Below are 25,292 nucleotides of genomic sequence, written 5' to 3'. Positions count from 1 at the left end.
TGTTTTATGAACACTTTGTGAAAAATGCCTTTAGTGTGATTTAGGTCACATAACCATTTTGTGTTCCTTTGTATGCTGAAACAGTAAATTAAGCAGAAGAGGGGTATACACATGTTTTGTTACCAATGTGAACAGACACCAACTGGCGGCTGTAAAGTCGTAGGAGTTTGCGGAAAAGATGAAACAATTGCAAGCCTGCAGGATACAATTATTTTTGCCTTAAAAGGGATTGCAGCATACAGGACACATGCTAACCAGCTTGGACATACAGACCCGTTTGTAGACGCAACAACTCACGAAGCACTTTATATGACATTGACTAATTCCAACTTCAATGTTCAGGAGCATATAGATATGGCTATGAAAGTTGGCCAATCAGCAGTGCGTGTAATGGAAATGCTTGATGAAGCTCATACTAGCCGTTTGGGCATTCCACAGCCGGTTCGTGTAAGCCAGAATAAGATTGAAGGAAAGTGCATCGTTGTAACAGGGCATAATTTATTCGCCCTTGAGGAGCTGCTTAAACAAACAGAAGGAAAAGGCATTAATATTTATACTCACTCAGAGATGCTGCCTGCCCATGGCTATCCAGCATTGAAAAAATATCCGCACCTTAAAGGGAACATCGGGAAGGCATGGTTTGACCAGCGCCGGCTGTTTGAAAAATTCCCAGGTGCGATTCTGGCGACAACAAACTGCGTTATGCCAATTAAAGGGTCCTACGCTGACCGTATGTTTACATACGAAGTGGCAGGGCTTGAAAATGTAAGGAAAATTGAAAATGATGATTTCACCTTGTTGATTGAAAAAGCAATGGAGCTTCCAGAAGCCAATATGGACTCTGAAGAAACGTTAGTAACAGGTTTCCATCACGAAACGGTGCTAGGTCTCGCACCGGAAGTCATCCAGGCAGTGAAAGAGGGAAAGATAAAACGCTTTTTCGTCATAGCAGGCTGCGACGCGCCAGGAAAAGGTGGCGAATACTACCGTGAGCTTGCAACATCGCTTCCTCCGGAGGCAGTAATTCTGACTACTTCATGCGGTAAGTTCCGTTTTAACGATGTTGATTACGGAGTCGTTCCGGGTACGGATATTCCAAGATACATTGACCTCGGTCAATGTAATAACTCGGTTTCCACCGTTAAGATTGCTAAAGCGTTAGCAGACGCTTTTGAATGTGATGTGAATGAACTTCCAGTGAGCATCGTGCTGTCCTGGTTCGAGCAAAAAGCAGTAGCCATCCTTTTGGGACTGTTCAGCTTGGGCATTCAGGATATCCGTATTGGACCAAAGCCGCCTGAGTTCATTTCTGAAGGTGTGATGCAGGTGCTTCAGGATACCTTTAATTTGAAACTGATTACAACAGCTCAGGAAGATATGGAAACAATGATGCAATTAAGCAAGACAGAATAAAAGAATATAATAAAAAAACCCGCTGCATTAGTGCAGCGGGTTTGTGTATTCTTGAAGAAGCAGTCCATTAAATAAGTTCATTCAATAACCCAGTATCCAAAATCATATTTCCATGATGGTCGTTAAAAATTAGCCCATCCTTCTTCATTTTGGTTAGGGTCCTGCTTACTGTTTCCCTAGTCGTTCCAATCATGTTTGCCAAATCTTTATTTGTAAAATCGGACTTTAAAACTATTTTGCCGTTTTCCTGCTTTTCTCCGTGCAGCTCTCCAAGCCTTAACAGCAGTTTCACGATTTGTTCGTATGTGTTATTCAAAATTTGTGCCTCAAGTCTTTCCTGCAGGTCAACAATTTTTTCTCCAAGCACTTTAAATACTTTAATACTCAAATGAGGATTCTCTACAAGGACCTTCTCGAACTGAGAAATAGGCACGACTACAAGGCTCGCATGCTCTAACACTTCTGAATAGCCAGGATAACCGCCTTTGCGGAAAAAGCCAACATGTGGGAACATTTCTCCTTTTTTTAGAATTGCAACAATCTGCTCCCGTCCATTGGCATCGCTTTTGTAAACCTTTACTTTCCCTTCATTAATAAAATATACATTTTCAAGCGGATCTCCCTGAAGGAATACATGGCTGTTTTTCTTCCATTCCCGAGTAATCGATATTTCAACAATTTTTTCTAAATCTTGATCATCCAGGTCTCTGAAAAGCGAGAAGCCTGAAAGCACTTTTTTAATATCTATTTTATTCAAAAGAAACACTCCATTGTTGATACTTTATTTATCTCATACTATTTTAACAAAAGACTGAGTGAATGGTTAATCTTTATTTGGAATTAACAAGCACGTTTACCACAGTCTAACATACAACAAACACTTGGCATTGTCATTTCATATTGAAAGGGGTCTTTTCACGGAAATCACTCCCTGAAATGCAGAAGTATGCGGAAAATAACTGGAATATCAATTCAAAATTCTGTACCAAAAAATAGCAGTAACAATTATTTATCATTTTTCTTTTGCAACGAACGTTTATTCGCTAAAATAGGAATAACGAGGTGAACGAAATGAAAGTGCGTAAAAGTTTGCAAGAGATTTTAACAGAATTAAAAGTCGGTGAATCTGTTAAGAGAAATATAGTCCATTGGCATACGATAGAGGAAAAAGAGGCTCAGACTGATGAGATGCCAGAGGATTTAAGTGAAATATTGAAAAATGCTTTGGAGAGACGAGGCATTTCTCGGCTTTACACTCACCAGAGGTCTTCTTATGAGCAAATCATGGGTGGACAGAGTATTGTTGCGGTTACTCCAACGGCTTCAGGAAAAACGCTTTGCTATAACCTTCCGGTGATCCAGTCGATCATAAATGATCCTAATGCAAGAGCACTATACATGTTTCCTACTAAAGCACTGGCACAGGACCAGAAAAGTGAAATCAATGAATTGATCCAGGAGGCTGAGCTTTCGATCAATAGTTATACATATGATGGTGATACACCATCAAACATCCGCCAAAAGGTGAGGAGGGCGGGCCATATTGTCATCACGAATCCTGATATGCTCCATTCAGCGATTCTTCCGCACCATACAAAGTGGGTGTCGCTCTTTGAAAACTTAAAATATGTTGTAATCGATGAATTGCATATTTACCGGGGAGTATTCGGCAGCCATGTGGCGAATGTGATCAGAAGGCTGAAGAGAATCTGCCATTATTATGGCAGTGATCCAGTTTTTATCTGCACATCAGCAACAATTGCCAACCCACTGGAACTTGCTGAAGGACTGACTGAAAAGGATATGGTCCTGATCGACAACAACGGCGCACCTTCAGGAAGGAAGCATTTCTTGTTTTACAACCCGCCTGTCGTAAATATACCGCTTAACGTCCGCAGGAGTGCTACACTTGAAACCAGACGTCTTGCAGGAGAGTTCTTGAAAAATAAAATTCAGACAATCGTTTTTGCTCGCAGCAGAGTCAGAGTTGAAATACTGCTGACCTATCTCCAGGAACTAGTCAAGCATAAGCTCGGACCAAAAGCGATCCGGGGCTATAGAGGAGGGTATCTGCCTTCTGAAAGGCGTGAAATTGAAAAGGGTCTAAGATCTGGCGATATATACGGTGTTGTCAGCACGAATGCGCTTGAACTAGGAGTCGATATCGGACAGCTTCAGGTATGCATAATGAACGGGTACCCGGGAACAATCGCGAGTGCATGGCAGCAGGCTGGCAGGGCTGGCAGAAGGCACGGAGAGTCGGTTGTCATCATGGTGGCAAGCTCTAGCCCTCTTGACCAATATGTCATCCAAAACCCAGATTACTTTTTTAATCGCAGTCCGGAAACGGCTAGAATTAATCCCGACAACTTAATCATCCTGATCGACCAGATAAAATGTGCTTCATATGAACTGCCATTTAAAAAAGGAGAAACGTTTGGTGCAGCGGAAATTGAAGAAATTTTAGAGTATTTAACAGAGGAACGGATTCTTCATCAAAACGGTGACAAATGGTATTGGATGAATGATGCTTTTCCGGCCCATAACATCAGTCTTAGATCAGCATCGCAGGAAAACGTAGTGATCATCGACCAATCTGATGTTGCGAATGTAAAAGTCATTGGTGAGATGGATACCTTTTCAGCTATGACACTGTTACATGAGGAAGCGATTTACCTGCATCAGGGAATTCAATTCCAGGTTGAAAAGCTCGATTGGGACGAGAAGAAAGCATTTGTGCGTGAAGTGGATGTCGATTATTTCACAGATGCCAATCTTGCAGTCCAGCTAAGTGTATTGGAAGAGGACAAGCATCGAGGAAACGAAGAAACCGAAATTGGTTATGGAGATGTCAGCGTAAGAGCGATGGCAACCATATTTAAGAAAATCAGATTTGAAACACACGAAAATATAGGATCAGGCCCCATTTTTCTACCAGAAGAAGAATTGCATACAAGTTCCGCTTGGATTTCACTGAATAAAGAGCTGTCTGAATTTAATGAAGATCGTCTTGAAGAGGGCCTGATCGGCACTTCTCAGGCATTAAAGCACATCGCACCCTTATTTGTCATGTGTGATCCATCCGATTTACATGTTGTACCGCAAGTGAAAGCTGCTCATAATGAGAAACCTACCATCTTTTTTTACGACCGTTACCCGGGTGGTATAGGTCTGAGTGAAAAAATCTATTCCGGTATAGAAGCGATATTGGAACAAACAAAACAAATGGTAATGAATTGCCAATGCTCGGACGGCTGTCCTTCATGTATTGGCACAGATACGACGTCAATCCATTCAAAGAATGATGTCGTTAAAATTTTAAATATGTTCCTTAAAGCAGCAGTTTAAAGAAGGAGGGGGAAAATGAGTCTTAAGAATAAATTGAACCGCCTAAAACCTCATATTAAAAGCGGAAGTGAAAAAACTAAAGCTGAAATGACACCAGTTCAGGATACTCCAGAAATTCCGTTTCTCGATGTATGGGAAAAGGAATCTGTTTCCCCCTTCTATTTTGATGACCAGTACTGTTTGGTAAGGGAAGTCAGCTATCCGCTCGATTACCAGCATGGCAGCTACCAATTCGGTGATTTGCTGGAGGCGGTTTCCCTTTGGAATACTGAAGAAACGAGACATCCACTATCAGCTTCAGGCCATAAACCGGAAGATCTTGTTTTCTTTGATACAGAAACGACTGGTCTTGGCGGCGGGGCGGGCAACACGATCTTTTTGCTCGGACATGCAAGTGTATCAGGTAATTCGATAAAATTAAAACAGCATATTCTTCCACAGCCAGGTGCCGAAGTTGCTCTTTACCAAAGTTTCCTTGAAAATGCCGATTATACTACCCTGGTAACCTATAATGGTAAGGCATTTGACTGGCCACAGGTCAAAACGAGGCACACTCTGGTAAGGGATCATGTTCCCAAATTGCCTGCCTATGGCCACTTTGACCTTTACCATGCAGCAAGGCGGATGTGGAAGCATAAAATTGAGAGAATGAAGTTAAGTATTGTTGAACAGGAAGTGCTTGGCCTGGAAAGAAAAGATGATATCCCTGGATTCCTCGCACCAATGATTTATTTCGACTTCTTGGAAAGAAAGAATCCAGAAGGGCTGCTTGGAGTAATCAAGCATAATGAAACGGACATCCTGTCACTATTAACGCTATATACACATCTGACCTTTCAGCTTTTAGGAAGGGACAAAACTCAATCTGCAAGAGAAACATACGAAGTTGGACGCTGGTTTTCCTACCTGGGAGAATCGGAAAAAGCTAAACAAACGTTCAGCGGGCTGGCTGAGTTAGGAAACGAACATGAAGCAGCTGCCAAGCATGCCTTGGCAGCTGAATATAAACGTAACAAGGACTGGAAAAAAGCCGTCTCACTGTGGAAAGAAAGTGCTGAAAAAGGGACAAGTAAAGACAGAAAGGAAGCATGCATAGAGCTTGCCAAATATTTTGAGCATAGGGAAAAGGATCTTGAGCTAGCATTAGAATATTGCCGGCTTGCAGAATCCATCCACATAAGTGATGCGGAGACTACAAAAAAGGACATGATTTTTAATGAAGAACTTAAGAAAAGAATCATAAGAATTTCCCGAAAAGCATTTCCCGGGCAAGCGCAGGATTCGGCAAAATAAACCGTAAATACAACACCCTTCGGCATGATAACTTGAATTGTAACAAAATTTTAACATTTTCCAGCAATAAACCTGTAATATCCTGTTGTATGAACCGTTCTGACATTGTAAAATGTAAAATTGTATGGAACAAAAAAATTAATAATTTTTACGGGGCTGGTAAAATGTATAAAGCGGTTTTGGTTCTCTATTTTGTTGTTATTACACTTATTGCTGTTATTTTCAGTGGCCTTAAGGACAATTTTTACACCTTCCTTTAATATTTTATTTTTCTCTTTGACGGCAGATTCTCCTGAAAAATAGGTGTTTTCATTAGTACAAGACGCATTGCTTCTTCATAGGCTGATAATGTAAAGAATAAGTCTATAGGAAAGGAGTTATGCACTATGTACTGCAAACCGACAAATGTATTGCCAACTGTAGTTCATCCTACTAAATGTTGTGTAAACCATAATTATGTTAATAATGTGGTTCCACACGTTCATCCGACTCACACTACAAATGTAAACCATATTAATTACGATCATGTCCATTATTTCCCGCAAACACAGTCAACAGTGAACCAGGTAACAAATCAGAATTTCTATGGCGGTTCAGGCCCAGGTGTTGGTCCAATTGGCCCAAGGCCGCGCCCAGGATTTGGTGGAGCACCAGGTATGGGAATGGGACCAGGAATGGGAATGGGACCAGGACCAGGACCAGGAATGGGATTTGGACGGTAAAATAACTTCTGCAAGGGCTTTTTAGCCCTTGTTTTTTTAAAACCCTTTGAAAATTTTCAGGGAATATTTACGCTGGTTAGATTAATATGTGATCTAACACGGGAATACATTGAATAAATAAAATCATTATTGTATGGCATTCGCGAAATACCTGAAAATCAAACCTGAAGGAGATATAATGGTAAAAGTCGCTGCTATTTCTGGCTATAAGCCTTTTGAGCTTGGGATATTTCAACGTAATCATCCTGCAGCTGAGTACATAAAAATTGCAATCAAAAAAAGTTTGCTGCCTCTAGTTGAGGAAGGCCTGGAATGGGTAATGATCAGCGGGCAGCTTGGTATTGAATTATGGGCAGGCGAAGTTGTGTTAGAATTACAGGAGGAATATCCAGACCTGAAATTATCTGTGTTCACTCCCTTCCTAAATCAGGAAGAAACTTGGAAAGAGGCTAACAAAGAGTGGTATGAATCCATTCTAGCGGGTGCGGACCATGTAGATTCGATATCACGGAAACCATATGAAAAACCATGGCAGTTCAGGCTGAAAAATCAGTTTTTTGTAGAAAAAAGTGATGTGATGATTCTTCTGTATGACCCTGAAAAAGAAGGCAGTCCCAAGTTTATGTATGAAACAGCAATAAAATTCGGAGAAACAAACAAGTATGAAGTGAGATTGATTACTATGTATGATCTTCAAATGATTGTTGAAGAAGAACAATTAAAAAAACAGGGATTTTAACGTGAATTGAGGATTAACTAATATCTTTGATTTGTGTAAATGTACTTGTTAACCTTGATTGTTTCGCTCCAATCAACATTCATAAAAAAGCATAGACCTCTAAGAGAGCCAAAGAAAAAAATAGTAATTGTTAGTATCCTTTTTTCTACCTTTATGTGGAGTAAAGTTGTAGTCTATAGGCTGGTTTTCAATTTGTAAAATAAGGTTACTATGTTAAAGAATGAAGCTTACGAAAAGAAAAATTGACAAATCGCTGTGTTTTTGAAAAAATAAATTAGACGATAGGGGTATATTGAGGTGAATGGAATGATATCCGATAAATTACAATTAACTGCTAAAGATATTTTGGAAAAAGAATTTAAAACAGCTATGCGTGGTTATAAGCCAGAAGATGTTGATAAGTTTCTTGATTTAATCATCAAAGATTATGAACTGATGCAGCAGGAGATAGAGGAACTGCAGCAGGATAATCTTCGCTTGAAAAAGCAGCTTGATGAAACGTCACGCCGGCCAAGTACGCAGGCAGCAGGCACTACTAATTTTGATATTCTTAAAAGATTGTCAAATCTTGAGAAACACGTATTTGGTGACAAACTCTACGATTAAACCAGTTTCTGCTAGATTATGAAATGTATTACCATTGCATTTGATGTCAATATTAAATATAATACTTCATGAAGCTGTTAATAACGTTCGGGTAATCGCTGCAGTTTTGCTGCAGAGGAAAGTCCATGCTCGCACAGGCTGAGATGCCTGTAGTGTTCGTGCCTGGCCAATTCATAAGCCAGGGCAGCCGGGTTCACACTCGGTTGACGGCCGGGAAAATGCCTAAGTCGGCGACGATATGGCATGAATACCTATAAAAGTGCCACAGTGACGGAGCCTTCCCAGAAATGCGAAGGGTGGAACGAGGTAAACCCCACGAGCGAGAAACCCAAACGATGGTAGGGGCACCTTCTTGGAGGAACTCAACGAAGAGAAGGACAGATGATTCATCATCTGTAGATAGATGATTACCACCTGAGTACGAGACTCATGGTCGTTTGCAGTACAAAGGTACAAAACATGGCTTACAGAACGTTATTAATGGATTTGTATGAGTGTTTATTAAAGCCCTCCTTTTGCAAGGAGAGCTTTTTTTATGTATATTTAATGGTGTTGGGCATTTTAAGTATAAGTTACATACGAAAATTATTTCAGATATAAGGGTGAAATTATGAAGAACTTTGATTTGATCGCGACCTCTGCAATGGGGCTTGAAGCGATTGTTGCCAAGGAAGTACGTGACCTCGGATACGAATGTGAAGTTGAAAACGGCAAGATTACATACAAGGGAGATGCACTAGCCATCGCTCGCAGCAATATGTGGCTTCGCACGGCTGACAGGGTCAAAATTAAAGTGGGTGAATTCAAAGCTTATACATTTGATGAATTGTTTGAAAAAACAAAGGCCCTTCCGTGGGAACAACTTCTGCCAGAAGATGCAGAGTTTCCTGTATCAGGGAAATCAGTGAAATCAAAGCTTTTCAGCGTTTCGGATTGTCAGGCAATCGTGAAGAAAGCGATCGTTGAACGATTGAGGACGCAGTATAAAAAAACGACATGGTTCGAAGAAAACGGTCCATTGTTCAAAATAGAGGTAGCTCTCCTAAAAGACGTCGTAACGCTGACAATCGACACAAGTGGCAGCGGGCTCCACAAGCGCGGCTACCGTACAGATCAGGGGGAAGCCCCGTTAAAAGAGACACTGGCTGCAGCCCTAATTATGCTGACAAATTGGACTCCAGATAAACCATTTGTCGACCCATTTTGCGGGTCAGGCACAATTCCAATTGAAGCAGCTTTGATTGGCCAAAATATCGCACCAGGCTTCAATCGTGAATTTGTATCTGAAGGATGGAACCTGATAACTGAATCTATTTGGGACGACGTCAGGGCTGAGGCAGAAGATTTGGCGAAATATGACCAGCCGCTAGATATAAGCGGAATGGACATCGATCACAGAATGGTCAAGATTGCAGAGGAGAATGCTTTTGAGGCAGGGCTAGGCGATCTTATTAACTTCAAGCAAATGCGAGTCCAGGATTTCACGACAAGAAAGGAATACGGAGTTATTGTGGGCAATCCTCCATATGGCGAGCGACTTGGTGAGAAAAAAGCAGTGGAGGAAATGTACAAGGAAATGGGCAGGACATTCTCACCTCTTGATACTTGGTCCATCTATATGCTTACTTCAAATGAAGAGTTTGAACAAATTTATGGAAAACCAGCAACAAAGAAGCGAAAGCTTTTCAATGGATTTATCCGGACAGACTATTACCAATATTGGGGCAAGCGTCCGCCACGGGTTGATAAGTAAAACGGTTCTTTTCCCTGATAAATCTGTTAAGTTAATAAGAGAAGCCGCCTCCATCAGGATGCGGCTTTTCTTGATTTTGCAATTATTGCCTCTGAAGCTAAACGTTGATGGATGTGTTTATCTAGCGAAAGGGAAATTAGGTAAGGATTGATGCTGCTCATCTTGTAATATAGCAGGTATCTAAATGTAAACCTGGAACTGGGTGTAATCGAGCCTCCATCTTTATGAAGAAAGCTTTTATAATTTTTAGCTTGTTCTTCTGGAATAATTTTTTTGACTGGCGAATAAAATACATGTATCTATGAACGATTGGAGGAATGGCAATGAATTATTCTTTTATTGATTTCCATAGAATCTCAAAAGCACTTTCTTCAAGCTCTGAAGCTTTAAGAAATGAAGATGAAGCTCAGATTGCCGATTTGCAGGAGGCAGAAAATAACTTTCGCCAGGCATTGTCATTTGGCCTTTCAAACCCTAAATAAATATGAAAAACGCTTGATTCCACAAGCGTTTCAGACTGTAGACAAACTCGATAAAAGCGAGCTTGTCTACAGTTTTTTCTTTGCCTTCCATTTCAATCAACAGGTTTTCAATAACAGATCCTGTGAGCTTTATCTTTGTCGACAAGCTAAAACGCTTGATTACACAAGCGTTTTTTTTGCCTTTTTACGATCCCTGAAGCATTCGTTTACCATCTTCTGTCATCATATCCGGTGTCCAGGCAGGCTCCCATGTTAAATGAACGTTTGCATGATCGATTTCTTCCATGCCCATAACACAGTATTTTATGCCGCTCACAATGCTGTCATGGAGAGGGCAGCCAGGTGTTGTAAGTGTCATTAGTACTTTTGCGGTTCTTGGCTCAGGTATATCAATATCATAAATTAAGCCTAAATCGACTACATTGATATTCAATTCTGGATCATAAACTGTTTTTAAATTTTCTCTAATTTTATTTTTTAGATCTGTCATCTGAAATTCCTCCTCATTTTCTTATCACTTTGGCAATTGTCATGCTGAATAAAGTCGCAGCGATCAAAAGCAGTACCTGGCCAAGGTAAAATAAATACATCCATTTTGCTGTGAAGGAGAAGACAAGGATGAATACTCCGGCAGTGAACAAGATGAAAAGAGGCAGGGCCATTCTTTCATCCATCATCTCCTTTAAGGAAGGGACCTTTTGTTTTCCGATCTCCTTGCTGTATTTATATGTCCACCATAGAAAGGGGACAATTTTATACAAGTATCCGATAATGCTGAAAGCAATCCAGGCAATCAAATATAAGAAGAGCAAGGGTCCAGCGAATTTAGGAAGCAGACCCGCCGCGCTGATTACAAATGTTAATAAATGAATTGCTGCGCCACATCCAATTGCCAATAAGGCAAACATGAACGGCCGGTCCAGGTTCTTTTTCACTCGTTTATCTATTATCTTTTTTATATGCCAAGTGAAGAGCAGAAAACCGGCAAACAGCAAGAACGTTCCTGTACTTTGAATCAGGTGGCTGTTAAAAATAATTGATAATAATAATGCGATAATGCCAGAAAAATAAATAGTGAAAATAAAGGGAGCCGGTTTCATCGAATAACCATGTGAAAGTGAGAACATCGGAACCATTTTATACGAAAAACCGAAAATCAACAGAGTAAACCAGCCTGCCGTTCCCATGACTAAATGACTTTTGAAGATAACCTGGTAATGGTTTGATGCAAATCCTGTTCTGATGCTAAGGACAAGCATAATGCCAAGTATAACCGCTGCCAGCAAAGAAATAAGGGCAGAGCCTACAAACAGCGTAAGTATGTTTGGTTTAGCCTGGCTTTTAAGGGTCATGAACATCTGGAAAAGGAACATTAAAATTCCGGTTAAAGTCAGGATTCCCGGAATCAATGCATCCTGTGGACTAATGTATAGAGTAGCTGCGAATGCAGCGATTCCTACAGCTGTCACTGAAAATTGGGCAAACCCGAATTTTTCATTCCAGATAGGAGTCAAGAATGCAACAGGCACAAGCTGATACATAGCCCCCATGGCGACCATTAAGGCCCATCCAAGTATAAACAAGTGGGCAGCAGACCAGATAGCTGGAATTCGGTATGTCCCTGATATCAACTGTTCCCCATTAAGTAATAGGAGAAGTTGTGAAAGAACCATGGCGAACATACTAAAAGCAATAAAAGAAAAGGGCAGCTTGATATTTGTTTCGTTTCCCTTGCTTTGGCTGAACATGGTGATCACCCCGCTTTTCGGGATATAGTAACTTTATAGCTCCCATCGTCCTGCTGTTCAGTCAAATAGATATATCCAAGCTCATCTAATTGTTCAAACAGGAACATCGGCCTGCGATCATTTATAATTACAAGTGTTTGCCCTTTACCAAGATCTTCAAGTGCCGCCAGCGTTCTCATCATAGGCTGTGGAGGTTCTAGTCCCCGGTTGTCGAGTATCATCCTATTTTCCTCCTTTTTTAGTGAAAGTGATTTTATAATGCTTTGTATCGATCTTTTCGACTTCATGTTCAAAGCCTTTAGCCTTCATAACTCCATATAAAGGAACAGGCTTAAATGGTGCGTGAAGTATTAGAATATCGTTTAATTGCAGCTCTGAAATAGCCTCCATTATTTTTTGAAAGGGCTCCAGCTTGTTATTGATATCCTCTCTTACATCTAGTTCAATCGTTTTATGTTGCATTACTCTCAGCTCCTCAGTAAATTCATCTATTTAAATGATATTGATTTTCAATTAGTTCTTCTGTGACAAGCATCACTTAACAATTAAGAAAATCTTTTTCGTAAATCATTAGATGATAAAGAAATTTAGATTTGGCTTTGACTGAATCTTGACGAGGAATTCGTAAAAGAACTTATTAAAATAATTCTTGATGCAATTTTTCATGGTCGATTAAATAACATCCATCGTCATCCACGCTCAGATAATCCTTCTTCTTTAAATAATTGATGGTCCTGCTCACTGTTTCACGAGAGGTTCCAATCATATTAGCAAACTCTTTATTCGTAAAATGGGTGGTCAGTTTAAATCCATGCTTCATTTTCTCACCATTTGTCTTACAAAGGCGGAGGAGCAGCATGATGATTTGCTCATACGTATTATGCAAAATCTGCTCTTCGAGTCTGGCCTGTAGGTCCACGATTTTCTCTCCCAGCACCCTGAACAATTTAATCGATAATAATGGGTAAGCCACAAGAATTTCCTCAAATTTGTTGATGGGGATAACAATCAGCTGTGAATCCTCCATTACTTCTGCGTGTGCAGGGTACTGTCCCTTTCTGAAGAAACCAGCATGTGGGAACATCTCACCGGTTTCAAGCACTGAGACAATTTGTTCACGCCCCGATGAATCGGTTTTATAAATCTTTACTTTTCCTGAATTTATAAAAAAAACCCGATCCAGAGTATCACCCTGCATAAATGCGTACATTTTGCTTTTATAAAACCTTGGCTGGGCAATTTCAACGATTGTATCCAATTCCTGAGTTGATAATTCCTTAAAAATAGGTACTTCACTAAGCTGCTGCTTGATTTGGGATATATGCATAATAATCTGCTCCTCTACCTTCAATTAAGTTTCTACTATGATTTTATCAACCGAAAAAGAAGGGCTAAGTGACCTGAATCATATTTTGAAGATTTTTTGAAAATTATTCTCATTCCTGTGGGAAAAATCACACCTAGTAGATGCGGTACTTCACAAAATAATCATTCGATTGCTTTTAAAATGAAGGTGTAAATCAAACAGGAAGGGGATGTATGGAAATGGAAATCCAGCATGGGACAACCACAAAAGCAGTGGTGAAGAAGAATAGGAACTCACTGTTGAAATCCGTACTCATTATTACATTATTACTTAGCTTTACAGTGCTCCTGACAGGGGGATACTGGATTTTTAAAGAAATGGCTCCACGGCCGGTTGAAGTAACAAACGAGAACGGAGAAGTCATTTTAACGAAAGAAAGCATCATGGGAGGGCAAGCTGTTTTCCAAAAGTATGGTTTGATGGATTATGGTACCGTTTTGGGCCACGGCTCTTATATGGGTCCTGACTATACAGCGGAAGCGTTGAAAATATACACAGAAGGAATGCAGGACTTCCGGTCACATGAAAAATACGAAAAGGATTTTAAAGAATTAAGCAAGGATGAACAAGCAATCATTCGTGACAATGTAAAGAAGGAAATGCGTGAAAATCGTTATGTACCCGATACAGACAAACTGGTATTAACTGATGCTCAGATTTACGGACATAGTAAGGTAAGAGAATTCTATCATGGGATTTTTACAGAAGGAGACCATTGGGGACTTAAACCTGGCCTGATCCAGGAAAAGCACATGCCGGCAGGGGATCGAGCTTGGGTTTCAAAAGGAGACCAAATTGAACAGATTTCAGATTTCTTCTTCTGGACTGCATGGCTTTCAAGTACTGAAAGACTTGATGATAAAATTACGTATACGAATAACTGGCCATATTATGAAGATGCAGGCAACACAATGTCATTCTCAGCCGTTTGGTGGAGCGGTGCGAGCGTAACCATCCTGATATTATTTGTCGGAATTATCTTGTATGTGTTCTATCGTTACCACCTTGGAATGCAGGAAGCATATACAGAAGGGAAGTTTCCAAAATTAGATTTAAGGAAGCAGCCATTAACCTCATCACAATTAAAAACAGGTAAATATTTTGCTGTGGTGTCGGTGCTGTTCTTCGTCCAGGCGATGTTTGGGGCGCTTCTTGCACACTACTATATCGAACCGGACAGTTTCTTCGGAATGAAGTGGATCCATGATATCCTCCCATTCAACATTACGAAAGGATTCCATCTGCAGCTGGCGATTTTCTGGATTGCAACAGCTTGGCTTGGAATGGGTATTTTTGTCGCACCGCTTGTAGGCGGGCATGAACCGAAACGTCAAGGATTATTGGTCGACATTCTGTTCTGGGCTTTGGTAGTCCTTGTAGCTGGCAGCATGATTGGTCAGTGGCTTGGCGCTAATGGCTACCTTGGAAACAACTGGTTCCTCTTAGGTCATCAGGGCTGGGAGTATCTCGAACTGGGACGCATCTGGCAGTTCATTCTTGCAATCGGTATGCTGATTTGGCTGTATATTGTATATCGCGGAATTAAGAGCGGCTTGAAGCGGGAGTCTGATAAGGGCGGCTTGATCCATCTTTTGTTCTACTCAGCGATAGCAGTTCCAGCGTTTTACTTCTTTGCCTTCATGATCAATCCAGGAACACATTATACATTCGCTGATTACTGGCGCTGGTGGATCATCCATCTATGGGTAGAAGGAATATTTGAGGTATTCGCAGTTGTAGTCATCGGATTCTTAATGGTCCAGATGAAGCTTGTTACAAAAAAGTCAACAGTCAAAGCATTGTATTTCCAGCTGATCCTGCTAATGGGAGCAGGAGTGATCGGTATCGGACATCACTATTATTACAACGGGTCAGCAGAAGTCTGGATCGCCCTCGGCGCAGTGTTCTCTGCTTTAGAAGTCATTCCATTAACACTGCTGATTTTAGAAGCATATGAACAATATAAAATGATGCGTGATGGCGGGGTAGACTTTCCTTATAAAGGAACATTCTGGTTTTTAATCTCTGTAGCAATCTGGAATCTTGTAGGGGCAGGGGTACTTGGCTTCCTGATCAATCTGCCTGCAGTCAGCTACTTCGAACATGGTCAATTCCTGACTCCTACCCATGGTCACGCTTCGATGATGGGTGTATACGGAATGTTCGCAGGAGCAGTGTTAGTCTACTCATTGCGGAATATTGTAAAGCCGGAGAAATGGAGCGACAAGTGGATAAAATTCATTGTCATCATGCTGAATTTCGGGCTCGCTGGCATGGTATTCCTATCGCTGCTGCCAGTTGGATATTTACAGATTAAAGAAGCGTTCTTCAACGGTTATGCAGCATCCCGTTCAGCAGAATTCCTGCAGCAGGATACAGTGCAAACGCTGCTGACACTAAGAGCGATTCCTGACTCCATTTTCTTGATTGGAGTTGCAGCCCTGGCGCTGTTCAGCATCAAAGCGTTGTTCAATCTTCGCAAGGTTACTCATAAAGAAGAAGAGCCACTGCCAGTAAAAGACCTGGCCGTAGACGAGGACTAAAAGGGAAATCCGCAAAGCACAAGCTTTGCGGATTTTTCATTTTGGTTCTGATCTTTCTTTATCTTCACATTCAAAGCAAAGGACTCTGCCATCTGGCGTATGCACTCCATTCAAAAAACCGTCAAGACAAAAGATTTCCTTTCCACATTGCTCACAGCTGCCGACAAGCTCCTTCATTGACCTCGCCTCCTAATAATATAGTTCGGTTTTTAAGGGGAAATCTCCTTGTTATATCAGATTGATTCTATGTGCCCGATAAGAGGTGCGGGAAGGAAGAAAGGGAAAATAGTAGCAAGAATGCATTTACAGCTAATTTAAGTATTCAATTATTTTAATGATTAACAATATCATAGTAAATCAGTGACCACGCTCACTTCATATGTAATCGGTAATTTCTATAATAAAAATGTAAAGATAATAAGCTACAAAAAGGAGAGAGTAAAATGACTTTTAGCGTAATTATCAACGTACCTGACTATGCACCAAGGGAAAAGCATCCTACTATATTTCAAAACTTTGATGCGTTAAAGCCTGGGGAATTCATGCAGATTGTCAATGATCATGATCCAAGGCCGCTGCAATACCAGTTTATGATGGAACGTCCAGAAGTTTTCTCATGGGAGTATCTAGAAGAAGGACCAGAAACCTGGCGAGTGGCTATTGGAAAAACTAAATAAGTAATCTGGAAAATACCTAATTTTCATCCAAACAACAGGCATGCCTGTTGTTTTTTATTTTTGAGCTGAAAAAGTTCAATGTTGTTAAAAGCATGTGAAATGGAGTGGATAGGCTTGATACCTGGGTGATATGTGTTTCGGGTGTGATCTGAGGTGAAATGATCCTCTTGAGAGTTTATTTGCACCCCGCAGGAGAGTCAGCGAAAACCACCTGTAAAGGAAGCATCTAGAACGGAAATCAACAATTAAGGTGATCAGGACCATTAATTCAGCCAACATGGTATCTTGTTAATACCTTTGATTCAATCCAACATAAAGCTGTTGAAGTTGCATTGTAAACCAAATAGTCTTTTTTATTTTTCGTAAACCAAAATATCAGAAAAGTATGATAAGATGAGTGAGAAAGAGAAAAATGGGGTGAAATGGATGAATGAGGCGAATCAAACAGAAAAGGAATTTTTGGATTTTGTGAAGAAAATGTCTGCCTATGGAGAGGCGCTTTCTTTAATTTATTGGGATTTAAGGACTGGAGCTCCGAAGAAGGGTGCAGAACAGCGTTCAGAAGTAATTGGTGTCCTGTCATCGGAATTATTTAATATGTCGACTTCAGAAGAAATGGCTGCATACATAGCGAAACTGTCAAATGAAACAGGTCTATCAGAAATCACCCGCAAGACTTTGGAAGAGTGCAGAAAAGACTATGACCGTAATAAGAAAATACCTGCAAGAGAGTACCGGGAATATGTCATTCTTCAATCCAAAGCTGAAACAGTCTGGGAAGAAGCGAAGGAAATGTCTGATTTTGATATGTTCAGGCCTTACCTCGAAAAATTAGTAGATACGACCAAGAAGTTCATTCATTATTGGGGTTCTGAAGGAAATAAATATAATACACTGCTTGATATGTATGAGCCAGGCGTAACAGTTGAAGTGCTTGACAAAGTATTTGGCGATTTACGTGAAAAAATCGTACCGCTTGTCCAGCAAATTTCAAATTCAGCAGCTAAGCCAGAGACCGAATTTTTATTCCAAAACTTTCCGAAAGAAAAACAGAAAGCTTTTAGCCTGGATATCTTAAAGCAAATGGGCTATGACTTCGATGCGGGAAGATTGGATGAAACGGTGCATCCATTTGCGATGGGTCTAAATCCTGGTGATGTTAGAGTAACGACAAAATATGATGAGTCCGACTTCAGGACAGCGGTATTCGGAACGATTCACGAAGGTGGTCATGCCCTTTACGAACAGAACATTTCGAAGGATTTGATCGGTACACCGTTGAGCTCAGGAACATCAATGGGCATCCATGAATCTCAATCGCTTTTCTATGAAAACTTTGTCGGCCGTAATAAATCATTTTGGAAACATAATTACAGCTTGCTCCAGCAATATTCAAACGGACAATTTTCCGATGTGGAAATAGAAGATTTTTATCGTGCGGTCAATGAATCGAAACCAAGTTTAATCAGGATCGAGGCAGACGAGCTGACGTATCCTCTTCATGTAATGGTCAGATATGAAATAGAAAAAGGGTTATTTAATGATGAGATCGAGGTAAAGGACCTGCCGCAAATATGGAATGATAAATATGAGCAGTACCTTGGCATCAGGCCGGAAAATGATGCACAGGGTGTACTTCAGGACGTACACTGGGCAGGCGGGAGCTTTGGGTATTTCCCATCGTATGCATTAGGTTATATGTATGCTGCCCAGTTTAAAAATGCGATGCTTAAAGATTTGCCGAACTTTGAAGAATTGCTGGAAGAGGGTAATCTTTTGCCAGTGAAGGAATGGATGACTGAGAAGGTGCACCAGCATGGAAAAATGAAAAAGCCGCTTGAAATCCTAACAGATGTTACTGGAGAAGGGCTTAATGCTAAATATTTAGTAGATTACTTGTATGCAAAATATAATAAAGTTTATCATTTAGTATAAAAAACGAAGATGGCAGGTACCTGCCATCTTTTCTGTGTGGTGTACGTATGTATAAGAAATTGCCATATTTAATGATTGCTTTCGCTGCTGCAATGTGGGGCTTGATTGGTTTCTTTGTTAAAGGTTTGTCAGATGCTGGTTTCAGTGCCATGGAAATCGTCACAGTAAGGGTTGTGACTGCGGCTGGCATTCTCGTTCTTGTCGGTCTTGCAGCATACCGCGACCATCTTAAGATTCGTATAAAAGATTTACCTCTTTTTATCGGGACTGGGATATTGAGCATCGTCTTTTTTAACTGGTGTTATTTTACGGCAATTGAGCTAATGAATATTCCGATTGCCGTTGCATTGCTTTATACTTCGCCAGCATTTGTGGCTGTCCTGTCATTTATCTTCCTGAAGGAAAGCATTGATCGAAAAAAACTGATCGCGATAGCTCTGACGATAATAGGTTGTACACTCGCTGCTGGTATCACCGGCCAGGAAGGAGCATCTTTTTCAGCTGCGGCCCTTCTGATTGGTCTTGGGGCAGGATTTGGATATGCACTTTACAGTATTTTCGGAAAGGTGGCCCTTAGGAAATATCATCCTTTCACTGTCACATTGTATACCTTCATTGTAGCTGCGGCAGCTCTGATACCGACTACCGGTATTGCTGGCAAGGCGAGCATTTTGTTCAACGGAAGTACGTGGCTGTATGTCATTGGACTTGGGATTTTCCCTACAGTTCTCGCATATTTTGCTTACTCATGGGGACTGGAAAGAACAGAAAGCAGTACTGCAGCAGTTGTTGCTACACTTGAGCCAGTTATTGCCACTTTGCTTGGCGTAATAGTCTACGGTGACCGACCGGGAATCCTGCAGCTGATAGGCTCACTGCTAATTGTCATATCCGTAGTAGCTGTAAATATATCACTGCCAGCCAGGAAACTAAAAAGCACTTCACTATCTGATTAGTGAAGTGCTTTTTATATAATCCCAGCCAACTAGAGTTGACCAAGATACTAGGGCATAATCTTCCTAGAAGAACTTATATCCCTTTGATCCAATTGGTGCATTCTGAATCATGTCAATGAACGGAATCGTATAAGCGAAAAGAATCAATAAGACTGTAATACCAATCCACAGTTTCCAGTTTTCAAATACCATCGGAGTCTTTTCTGCTTCGTCAGCAACTTCTCCAACTGGGAATTCCTGTTCACCTTTAGGTGCAAAGAATGCAAGGTTGATGAAGATATAAAGCATCAAGATAATTCCAAGGAACAGGATAGAACCGCCGACTGCCTGTGCAACCTGGTAGGGGATCCATTCTGCAGCCTTTTCAGCTCCGCCATATGTTGAGAAGGATGAACGGCGAGGGGCTCCAATTAAACCAGCTGCGTGCATTGCCCCTGACATGAAGGTCATACCGATCGCCCAGACAATACCTTGGATAATGGCTAACTTGTTCATTGCCTTAGTCAGAACTCTTCCTGTTAAGTGCGGAATCAGCCAATAGGAAATCCCAAAGAACGTCAAGACTACAGATGTTGCAAGTGTTAAATGGAAGTGTCCTGTTACCCAAATTGTATTATGGACAACCTGATTCAGCTGATGGGAAGCGTTGATAACGCCGCCTGCACCTGCAGGTATAAAGGCAAGCATTCCGATGAATGGAACCGCAAATCGTGCATCACCCCAAGGAAGCTTTTTCACCCATCCAAATAGACCAGTAGAACCCTTGGATCGACCAAACATCTCAAAAGTTGCGAAAAGCGAGAAAGCTGTCATCAATGATGGAATGATGACAAGGAATGTCAGGATAACCTGAAGGAATTTCCAAGCAGGGTCAATCCCAGGCTCCATTAGCTGATGGTGGAAACCAACCGGGATTGAGAACAGCAGGAACAGGATGAAAGACATCCTTGCCAGTGAATCTGAGAAAATCTTTCCGCCAATGATTTTTGGTACAATCGCATACCATACCATATAGGCAGGCAATAGCCAGAAGTAAACAAGCGGGTGGCCAAAGTACCAAAAAAGTGTACGGCTCACTAAAACGTCAACGCGATCTACCAGTCCTAAAGACCAAGGGAGCAGTTGGAACAATACGGTTGCAGCTACTCCGATAGTAGCAACAATCCACAAAAGCGTATTAACAATTGCCATAAATGTCAAAAGCGGGCTAGGCTTACCAGGGTTAGCTTTTCTCCAGGATGCATAAGCCATAATCAATGCGGCACCGTCAATCCAGCTTCCGACAATAACAAGTGTAAGACCTACATAATAAAGTGCGTGCGCCTGTAAAGGAGCATAAAAAGTATAAAGAACAGATGCTTTATTCAAAAGAATTATAACAGCGGCCATAACAGTACCAATTGTCATGAGCCAGAAGCCAATCCAGCCAATCAAACGCTGTTTATCAGTCAATGCTCCAGAAGTCTTGCTCACTGCAGCAAGCTGGAAGCCCATAATAAAAAAGGTTGTTAATACAAGGCCTAAAACGACCCCATGCACTGTAAGAACCTGATAATATCCGATTCCCCAAGGTAATTCGAATTTTCCTGAACGGACAAGCGTCTGCAGCAAGCCTGCAAGTCCTCCAACTGCGAGGGCAATGAATGCTACATAAAAGTGAGCCATTGCCAATTTGCCATCACGACGGTCAACTCTTGTATTTACTGTATTCGTACTCATTATTCTACCACCTCAATTTTAGAAGACATCATATGGTGGCCAACACCACAATACTCGTTACAAACGATCAGGTAATCGCCAGCCTTGTCAAAAGTAGTCACGTATTCACTGATGAATCCAGGCTCAAGCATCATGTTGATGTTTGTTCCCGCCACTTCAAATCCGTGGATGACATCCTTTGTTGTTGCAATTACTTTAACTTTTGCACCTAAAGGAACTTCAACCTTTGCCGGATTAAAAGAAAAAGCAGAAGCAACATAAACCAGTTCATAATCCCATTCTTTGCCTTCAACCTTTTTCAGGCCAGGCTTGTCGAATGGTGCGGTTGTATCAACCTTTTCAGGATTTATCGTCGCCAGGCAGCTTGGCGGCTGATTGCCAAGATAGAACGCGCTGACCCCGATGACTGAAAGGAAAACGAGAAGTGTCGTGATCCCGAATATTAGCCAAATTTTTTCAAACTTATGAATGTGCATAGCTTCTTTCTCTCCTTTTGGTCTCTGTTAGAAACGATCTAAAAATAAAAAATATACGCCTACCCAAGTAATGATTAAAAAGAAACCCAACAAGAAAACAGATGCAAGTGTTCCTTTCAAAGAAGATTGTTCTTCCACTTTTGGGTTCGTCTTCTTCCCGATCCCAGGCTGTGCCATCCCGGTCACTCCCTTCGAATAAATAAGTAAGTAATTAAATTTAATAAGTACACTTTCATAATACAAAACAATCAGGAAACGTAAATATGGTTTCATTCAGTTCACAAATTGTTCATACCTGCCATATTTACTATGTTAATGGTGAAAACCTATAAACACAGTGATTTAAGTCACATCACAAGCTAGGTAAATGTGAATAATCTGTGAAAATGGAAATGTGAATGCATGAGCAAGTGAGCCGGACTTAACACTCTGGTGTGACAAAACTGATTGACAAACTTTAAAAGCGGAAATTATTAATAACTGCTCACCAAATTTAATGATCGTTAATAAACTAGTAGAAAATGTTTTTTTCAGGAAGTGATTGTAGTGGAGAAATTCTATTGTGACCATTGCCGTCTTTTGTATGATGAAATCAAAATTTGTAAAAAATGCGGAAGTGCAGCAGAAAAGAAAATCTGGATTGAGGTTCAAAAGCAATCCAACGAAAAGTAATCGGCTTTATTTACTACAAAGCACCAGAAATCTGGTGCTTTTGCTATGTTGAAGCATGGTTTACTCACCGGAAAATTAATTGTGGTAAAATAAAGATAATTTAAAATTTGGAAAGGTGATGTTTATGTTTTTGCCTTCATTTCAACTTGATGGAAAAACCGCTGTAGTTACAGGTGCAGGGCGAGGAATAGGTCGTGCGCTTGCGATAGGACTTGCAGAAGCAGGGGCTGATGTTTCCTTGCTTGCGCGGACAGAGGAGGACTTAAAGGATACGGCTGCAGCAATTGATGACCTGGGCAGAAGGGCTTTGATCCTGCCGACGGATGTTACAAATAGGGAACAAGTACATAGGGCAATTGCCGAAGTAAAATCAGAATGGAATCAAATCGATATCCTCGTGAATAACGCAGGAATGAATATTCGCTCTAAGGCATTGGATGTGACCGATGAGGAATGGCAGACAATTATGAATACGAATCTGAAATCTGCGTTCATGATGTCTCAGGAAGCCGGCAAGGTCATGAAAGACCAGAAAGAAGGCGGCAAAATCATCAATATTACTTCTGTCGGTGGCCATGTTGCTTTAAGAACGGGAGTTGTCTATGCTGCGACAAAGGCTGCCCTCATTCAGATGACAAAAGTGCTTGCGATGGAATGGGGGCAATACGGTATAAATGTCAATGCCATTGGTCCATGGTATTTTAAAACACCACTGACTGAAAAGCTTCTATCTGATGAAGAATATGTGAATGATATCCTGGCAGTCACGCCACTTAAAAGAATCGGTGAATTGCCGGAGCTCGTTGGTCCTGCAGTATTCTTAAGCTCTGATGCAGGAAATTATGTGACCGGACAAACTTTATTTGTGGATGGCGGCATGACGATCCATGGTTTTTGATTTGAATGTCAACTGGTAATGATTTTATAATGTTCCTGCGATAAGGGCATTGTATAATGGATTTGCACAGCAACTCCTTCAAAACATTAGGCTTTCTCCTTCACAGGGGAAAGTCTTTTTTTGCTTTAAAATTGATAAAGACCAATCATTAGTTTGACTGCATACTCTTCGGGTAAATGGAAAAAGTAACCGTACATATAGATGAGGAGAGTAGCGATATGCCAAGAATTATTTCCGCAGCAGAAGCCTTGCCGCCATATACAATTGAACAAGAAGAGGTAATGGAGTTTGCTGAAAAACTATTTAAAGAATCGTTCAATGATATAAAAAGACTGCTAACGGTGTTCCAGAATGGACAGATCGAGAAGAGGCATTTTGCCAAAAATCTGGAATGGTTCGAGCAAGACCATTCATTCGAAGAAAAGAATAATGCTTATATTGAAACAGCTGTAAAGCTAGGAGCAGAAGCAATCACAAACTGCTTGGCAAATGATGAATTCTTGCAAAAAGAAGTGTTTTTGCAGGATATAGATGCAATCTTTACAATTAGCAGCTCAGGAATAGCAACCCCAAGCATTGAAGCTAGAATTATGAATATCCTGCCTTCTTCACAATATACTAAAAGGATTCCAATTTGGGGGCTGGGATGTGCCGGTGGAGCCTCTGGACTTTCGCGGGCATATGAATACTGTCTTGCGTATCCGAAAGCAAAAGTGCTTGTTCTCTCGATTGAACTTTGCAGTTTAACCTTCCAGCGAAACGACAGGTCTAAAAGTAATTTGATTGGAACATCGTTGTTTGCAGACGGTGTAGCCTGTGCTCTTGTTTGCGGTGAGGATTCCGGGTATGAGCAGTTGACAAAAAAACAATCAGCACCAAGAATCATCGGGACGCAATCAACAACGATGCCGGATTCGCTCGATGTGATGGGCTGGGATATAAGAAATGAAGGACTATACGTTGTTTTTTCAAAAGACATTCCAACGATTATCGAGAATTGGCTCCAGCCAAATGTCCTTCGCTTTCTAAAGGCAAATGGATATGGTGTGGCCGACCTAGATCACTTTATCGCTCATCCGGGAGGCAAAAAAGTCCTTGAAGCGTATGTTTCAGCATTGAATTTGCCAGAACCGATGACAGAAATCTCGCTGAATGTCTTGAAGGAATTCGGGAACATGTCTTCTGCAACAATCCTTTATGTGTTAAGGAGGTTCATGAAAACTGCAAGCGTTGGTGACCTTGGTCTGGCAGCTGCATTGGGGCCTGGCTTTAGTTCGGAATTACTGCTTTTGAGGTGGGAATAGAATGACATTTTTCGTATTTATAGGATTTATCATTCTCCAGAGATTGACAGAGCTGGTCATTGCTAAAAGGAACGAAAAGTGGATGAAGAACAAAGGAGCGATTGAATTTGGTAAGGGGCACTATCCTGCGATGATCTTGATCCACACATCCTTTTTTATCTTCTTTATTTTTGAAGTAATATATTTTCACAAAAGTTTATCACTATATTGGCCAATATTGCTTCCGCTTTTCTTATTTACTCAGGTGATGAGAATATGGGCACTGACTTCATTGGGGAAGTTCTGGAATACAAAAATCATTATTCTTCCAGGAGCGGACATAGTTAAAAAAGGGCCTTATAAAATCATCAAGCATCCGAACTATTTAATCGTCACTTTGGAATTGATCATTATCCCGCTTATGTTCAATGCCGTTTTCACTTTAGTTTTGTTTACCATCTTGAATATCGTGATTCTTTCAATTCGCATTCCAGCAGAAGAAAGAGCATTGAGAGAATTAACAAAATATGACGATGAATTCGGTAAGCACGGACGCTTCGTACCAAATTTGTTAAATAAGTGTGACAATTAGCTAGTTTCCATTGAAAATGATAATCATTGATGATACACTTTTCTTAAAGATGAAAACAGTTCTCAGTTAAT

General features: G+C 40.8%; 26 protein-coding genes and 1 other RNA gene. 17 read left to right on the top strand and 10 right to left on the bottom strand.

Features of this window, described 5'->3' with window-relative positions; translation table 11 throughout:
- The first annotated feature begins 111 nt into the window (after positions 1-111).
- Positions 112-1,413, top strand: a complete 1,302-nt coding sequence (hcp, locus tag AABM38_RS15300) for a hydroxylamine reductase (RefSeq protein WP_423407202.1) — start codon at positions 112-114, stop codon at positions 1,411-1,413.
- A gap of 67 nt (positions 1,414-1,480) precedes the next feature.
- On the opposite strand, the gene AABM38_RS15295 is transcribed toward hcp, so the two are convergent.
- Positions 1,481-2,170, bottom strand: a complete 690-nt coding sequence (locus AABM38_RS15295) for a Crp/Fnr family transcriptional regulator (RefSeq protein ID WP_423407201.1) — start codon at positions 2,168-2,170, stop codon at positions 1,481-1,483.
- 314 nt (positions 2,171-2,484) lie between these two features.
- On the opposite strand from AABM38_RS15295, the gene AABM38_RS15290 reads away from it, so the two are divergent.
- The 8 genes from AABM38_RS15290 (at position 2,485) to AABM38_RS15255 (ending at position 10,356) form a co-directional block, all read left to right on the top strand.
- Complete coding sequence (locus tag AABM38_RS15290; protein ID WP_423407200.1) at positions 2,485-4,761, top strand: DEAD/DEAH box helicase; 2,277 nt, start codon at positions 2,485-2,487, stop codon at positions 4,759-4,761.
- Between the two features lie 15 nt (positions 4,762-4,776).
- Positions 4,777-6,054: a ribonuclease H-like domain-containing protein gene (locus tag AABM38_RS15285; RefSeq protein ID WP_423407199.1), complete on the top strand. Its 1,278-nt coding sequence runs from the start codon at positions 4,777-4,779 to the stop codon at positions 6,052-6,054.
- Positions 6,055-6,440: 386 nt separating this feature from the next.
- The gene (locus tag AABM38_RS15280; protein WP_423407198.1) at positions 6,441-6,776 is read left to right on the top strand and encodes a CotD family spore coat protein; all 336 of its coding nucleotides are present in this window, start codon (positions 6,441-6,443) and stop codon (positions 6,774-6,776) included.
- Between the two features lie 178 nt (positions 6,777-6,954).
- Positions 6,955-7,515: a DUF1273 domain-containing protein gene (locus AABM38_RS15275; RefSeq protein WP_423407197.1), complete on the top strand. Its 561-nt coding sequence runs from the start codon at positions 6,955-6,957 to the stop codon at positions 7,513-7,515.
- 306 nt (positions 7,516-7,821) lie between these two features.
- The gene (gene gpsB, locus AABM38_RS15270; protein ID WP_423410761.1) at positions 7,822-8,121 is read left to right on the top strand and encodes a cell division regulator GpsB; all 300 of its coding nucleotides are present in this window, start codon (positions 7,822-7,824) and stop codon (positions 8,119-8,121) included.
- Positions 8,122-8,204: 83 nt separating this feature from the next.
- Positions 8,205-8,593: RNase P RNA component class B (gene rnpB / locus AABM38_RS15265), an RNA gene on the top strand.
- A gap of 138 nt (positions 8,594-8,731) precedes the next feature.
- Positions 8,732-9,874, top strand: coding sequence for a THUMP domain-containing class I SAM-dependent RNA methyltransferase (locus AABM38_RS15260; protein ID WP_423407196.1), 1,143 nt, complete (start codon positions 8,732-8,734; stop codon positions 9,872-9,874).
- Positions 9,875-10,197: 323 nt separating this feature from the next.
- Positions 10,198-10,356 carry a hypothetical protein gene (locus AABM38_RS15255; protein ID WP_423407195.1) on the top strand — a complete coding sequence of 53 codons (159 nt, stop codon included), beginning with the start codon at positions 10,198-10,200 and terminating at the stop codon, positions 10,354-10,356.
- Positions 10,357-10,540: 184 nt separating this feature from the next.
- Here the strand turns inward: AABM38_RS15255 and AABM38_RS15250 are convergent, their stop codons facing one another.
- From AABM38_RS15250 to AABM38_RS15230, 5 genes are all read right to left on the bottom strand, one after another.
- On the bottom strand, positions 10,541-10,846 hold the full coding sequence (locus AABM38_RS15250; protein ID WP_423407194.1) for a metal-sulfur cluster assembly factor: 306 nt from the start codon (positions 10,844-10,846) through the stop codon (positions 10,541-10,543).
- Between the two features lie 13 nt (positions 10,847-10,859).
- Positions 10,860-12,104 carry a hypothetical protein gene (locus AABM38_RS15245; protein ID WP_423407193.1) on the bottom strand — a complete coding sequence of 415 codons (1,245 nt, stop codon included), beginning with the start codon at positions 12,102-12,104 and terminating at the stop codon, positions 10,860-10,862.
- Between the two features lie 5 nt (positions 12,105-12,109).
- Complete coding sequence (locus AABM38_RS15240; RefSeq protein WP_423407192.1) at positions 12,110-12,325, bottom strand: DUF2249 domain-containing protein; 216 nt, start codon at positions 12,323-12,325, stop codon at positions 12,110-12,112.
- Between the two features lies 1 nt (position 12,326).
- Positions 12,327-12,566, bottom strand: a complete 240-nt coding sequence (locus tag AABM38_RS15235; protein ID WP_423407191.1) for a DUF2249 domain-containing protein — start codon at positions 12,564-12,566, stop codon at positions 12,327-12,329.
- A 175-nt stretch (positions 12,567-12,741) separates the two neighbouring features.
- A complete protein-coding gene (locus AABM38_RS15230; protein WP_423407190.1) occupies positions 12,742-13,431 on the bottom strand; it encodes a Crp/Fnr family transcriptional regulator in 690 nt (229 codons plus the stop codon).
- A 218-nt stretch (positions 13,432-13,649) separates the two neighbouring features.
- Here AABM38_RS15230 and AABM38_RS15225 point away from each other — a divergent pair, with 218 nt between their 5' ends.
- Entirely contained in the window at positions 13,650-16,013 is a 2,364-nt protein-coding gene (locus AABM38_RS15225) for a nitric-oxide reductase large subunit (RefSeq protein ID WP_423410760.1), read from the top strand.
- Positions 16,014-16,049: 36 nt separating this feature from the next.
- On the opposite strand, the gene AABM38_RS15220 is transcribed toward AABM38_RS15225, so the two are convergent.
- Positions 16,050-16,190 (bottom strand): hypothetical protein, encoded by a 141-nt coding sequence (locus tag AABM38_RS15220; RefSeq protein WP_423407189.1) that lies wholly within the window; start codon positions 16,188-16,190, stop codon positions 16,050-16,052.
- 266 nt (positions 16,191-16,456) lie between these two features.
- On the opposite strand from AABM38_RS15220, the gene AABM38_RS15215 reads away from it, so the two are divergent.
- From AABM38_RS15215 to AABM38_RS15205, 3 genes are all read left to right on the top strand, one after another.
- On the top strand, positions 16,457-16,690 hold the full coding sequence (locus tag AABM38_RS15215) for a DUF2249 domain-containing protein (RefSeq protein ID WP_335375637.1): 234 nt from the start codon (positions 16,457-16,459) through the stop codon (positions 16,688-16,690).
- 426 nt (positions 16,691-17,116) lie between these two features.
- Complete coding sequence (locus tag AABM38_RS15210; protein WP_423407188.1) at positions 17,117-18,625, top strand: carboxypeptidase M32; 1,509 nt, start codon at positions 17,117-17,119, stop codon at positions 18,623-18,625.
- Positions 18,626-18,672: 47 nt separating this feature from the next.
- Positions 18,673-19,581: a DMT family transporter gene (locus tag AABM38_RS15205; RefSeq protein ID WP_423407187.1), complete on the top strand. Its 909-nt coding sequence runs from the start codon at positions 18,673-18,675 to the stop codon at positions 19,579-19,581.
- A 63-nt stretch (positions 19,582-19,644) separates the two neighbouring features.
- Here the strand turns inward: AABM38_RS15205 and AABM38_RS15200 are convergent, their stop codons facing one another.
- The 3 genes from AABM38_RS15200 to AABM38_RS15190 are packed head-to-tail and all read right to left on the bottom strand — an operon-like array spanning position 19,645 to position 21,953.
- Positions 19,645-21,300, bottom strand: a complete 1,656-nt coding sequence (locus tag AABM38_RS15200; RefSeq protein WP_423407186.1) for a b(o/a)3-type cytochrome-c oxidase subunit 1 — start codon at positions 21,298-21,300, stop codon at positions 19,645-19,647.
- On the bottom strand, positions 21,300-21,776 hold the full coding sequence (locus AABM38_RS15195) for a cytochrome c oxidase subunit II (RefSeq protein WP_423407185.1): 477 nt from the start codon (positions 21,774-21,776) through the stop codon (positions 21,300-21,302). The genes AABM38_RS15200 and AABM38_RS15195 overlap by 1 nt, the downstream gene beginning before the upstream one ends.
- A gap of 27 nt (positions 21,777-21,803) precedes the next feature.
- The gene (locus AABM38_RS15190; RefSeq protein ID WP_423407184.1) at positions 21,804-21,953 is read right to left on the bottom strand and encodes a cytochrome c oxidase subunit 2A; all 150 of its coding nucleotides are present in this window, start codon (positions 21,951-21,953) and stop codon (positions 21,804-21,806) included.
- Between the two features lie 369 nt (positions 21,954-22,322).
- Between AABM38_RS15190 and AABM38_RS15185 the strand changes: the two genes are divergently transcribed.
- The 4 genes from AABM38_RS15185 (at position 22,323) to AABM38_RS15170 (ending at position 25,221) form a co-directional block, all read left to right on the top strand.
- Complete coding sequence (locus AABM38_RS15185) at positions 22,323-22,448, top strand: hypothetical protein (protein ID WP_335375632.1); 126 nt, start codon at positions 22,323-22,325, stop codon at positions 22,446-22,448.
- Positions 22,449-22,572: 124 nt separating this feature from the next.
- The gene (locus AABM38_RS15180; protein ID WP_423407183.1) at positions 22,573-23,346 is read left to right on the top strand and encodes an SDR family NAD(P)-dependent oxidoreductase; all 774 of its coding nucleotides are present in this window, start codon (positions 22,573-22,575) and stop codon (positions 23,344-23,346) included.
- Positions 23,347-23,564: 218 nt separating this feature from the next.
- Positions 23,565-24,650, top strand: coding sequence for a type III polyketide synthase (locus AABM38_RS15175; protein WP_423407182.1), 1,086 nt, complete (start codon positions 23,565-23,567; stop codon positions 24,648-24,650).
- Position 24,651: 1 nt separating this feature from the next.
- Positions 24,652-25,221: an isoprenylcysteine carboxyl methyltransferase family protein gene (locus AABM38_RS15170; protein ID WP_423407181.1), complete on the top strand. Its 570-nt coding sequence runs from the start codon at positions 24,652-24,654 to the stop codon at positions 25,219-25,221.
- Positions 25,222-25,292: the final 71 nt, after the last annotated feature.

The sequence above is a fragment of the Heyndrickxia sp. MSNUG genome, from assembly GCF_049532715.1.
GTDB lineage: Bacteria > Bacillota > Bacilli > Bacillales > Cytobacillaceae > Mesobacillus.
Note: the sequence above shows the minus strand (reverse complement) of the source record. Positions and strands in the feature narration are given on the sequence as shown.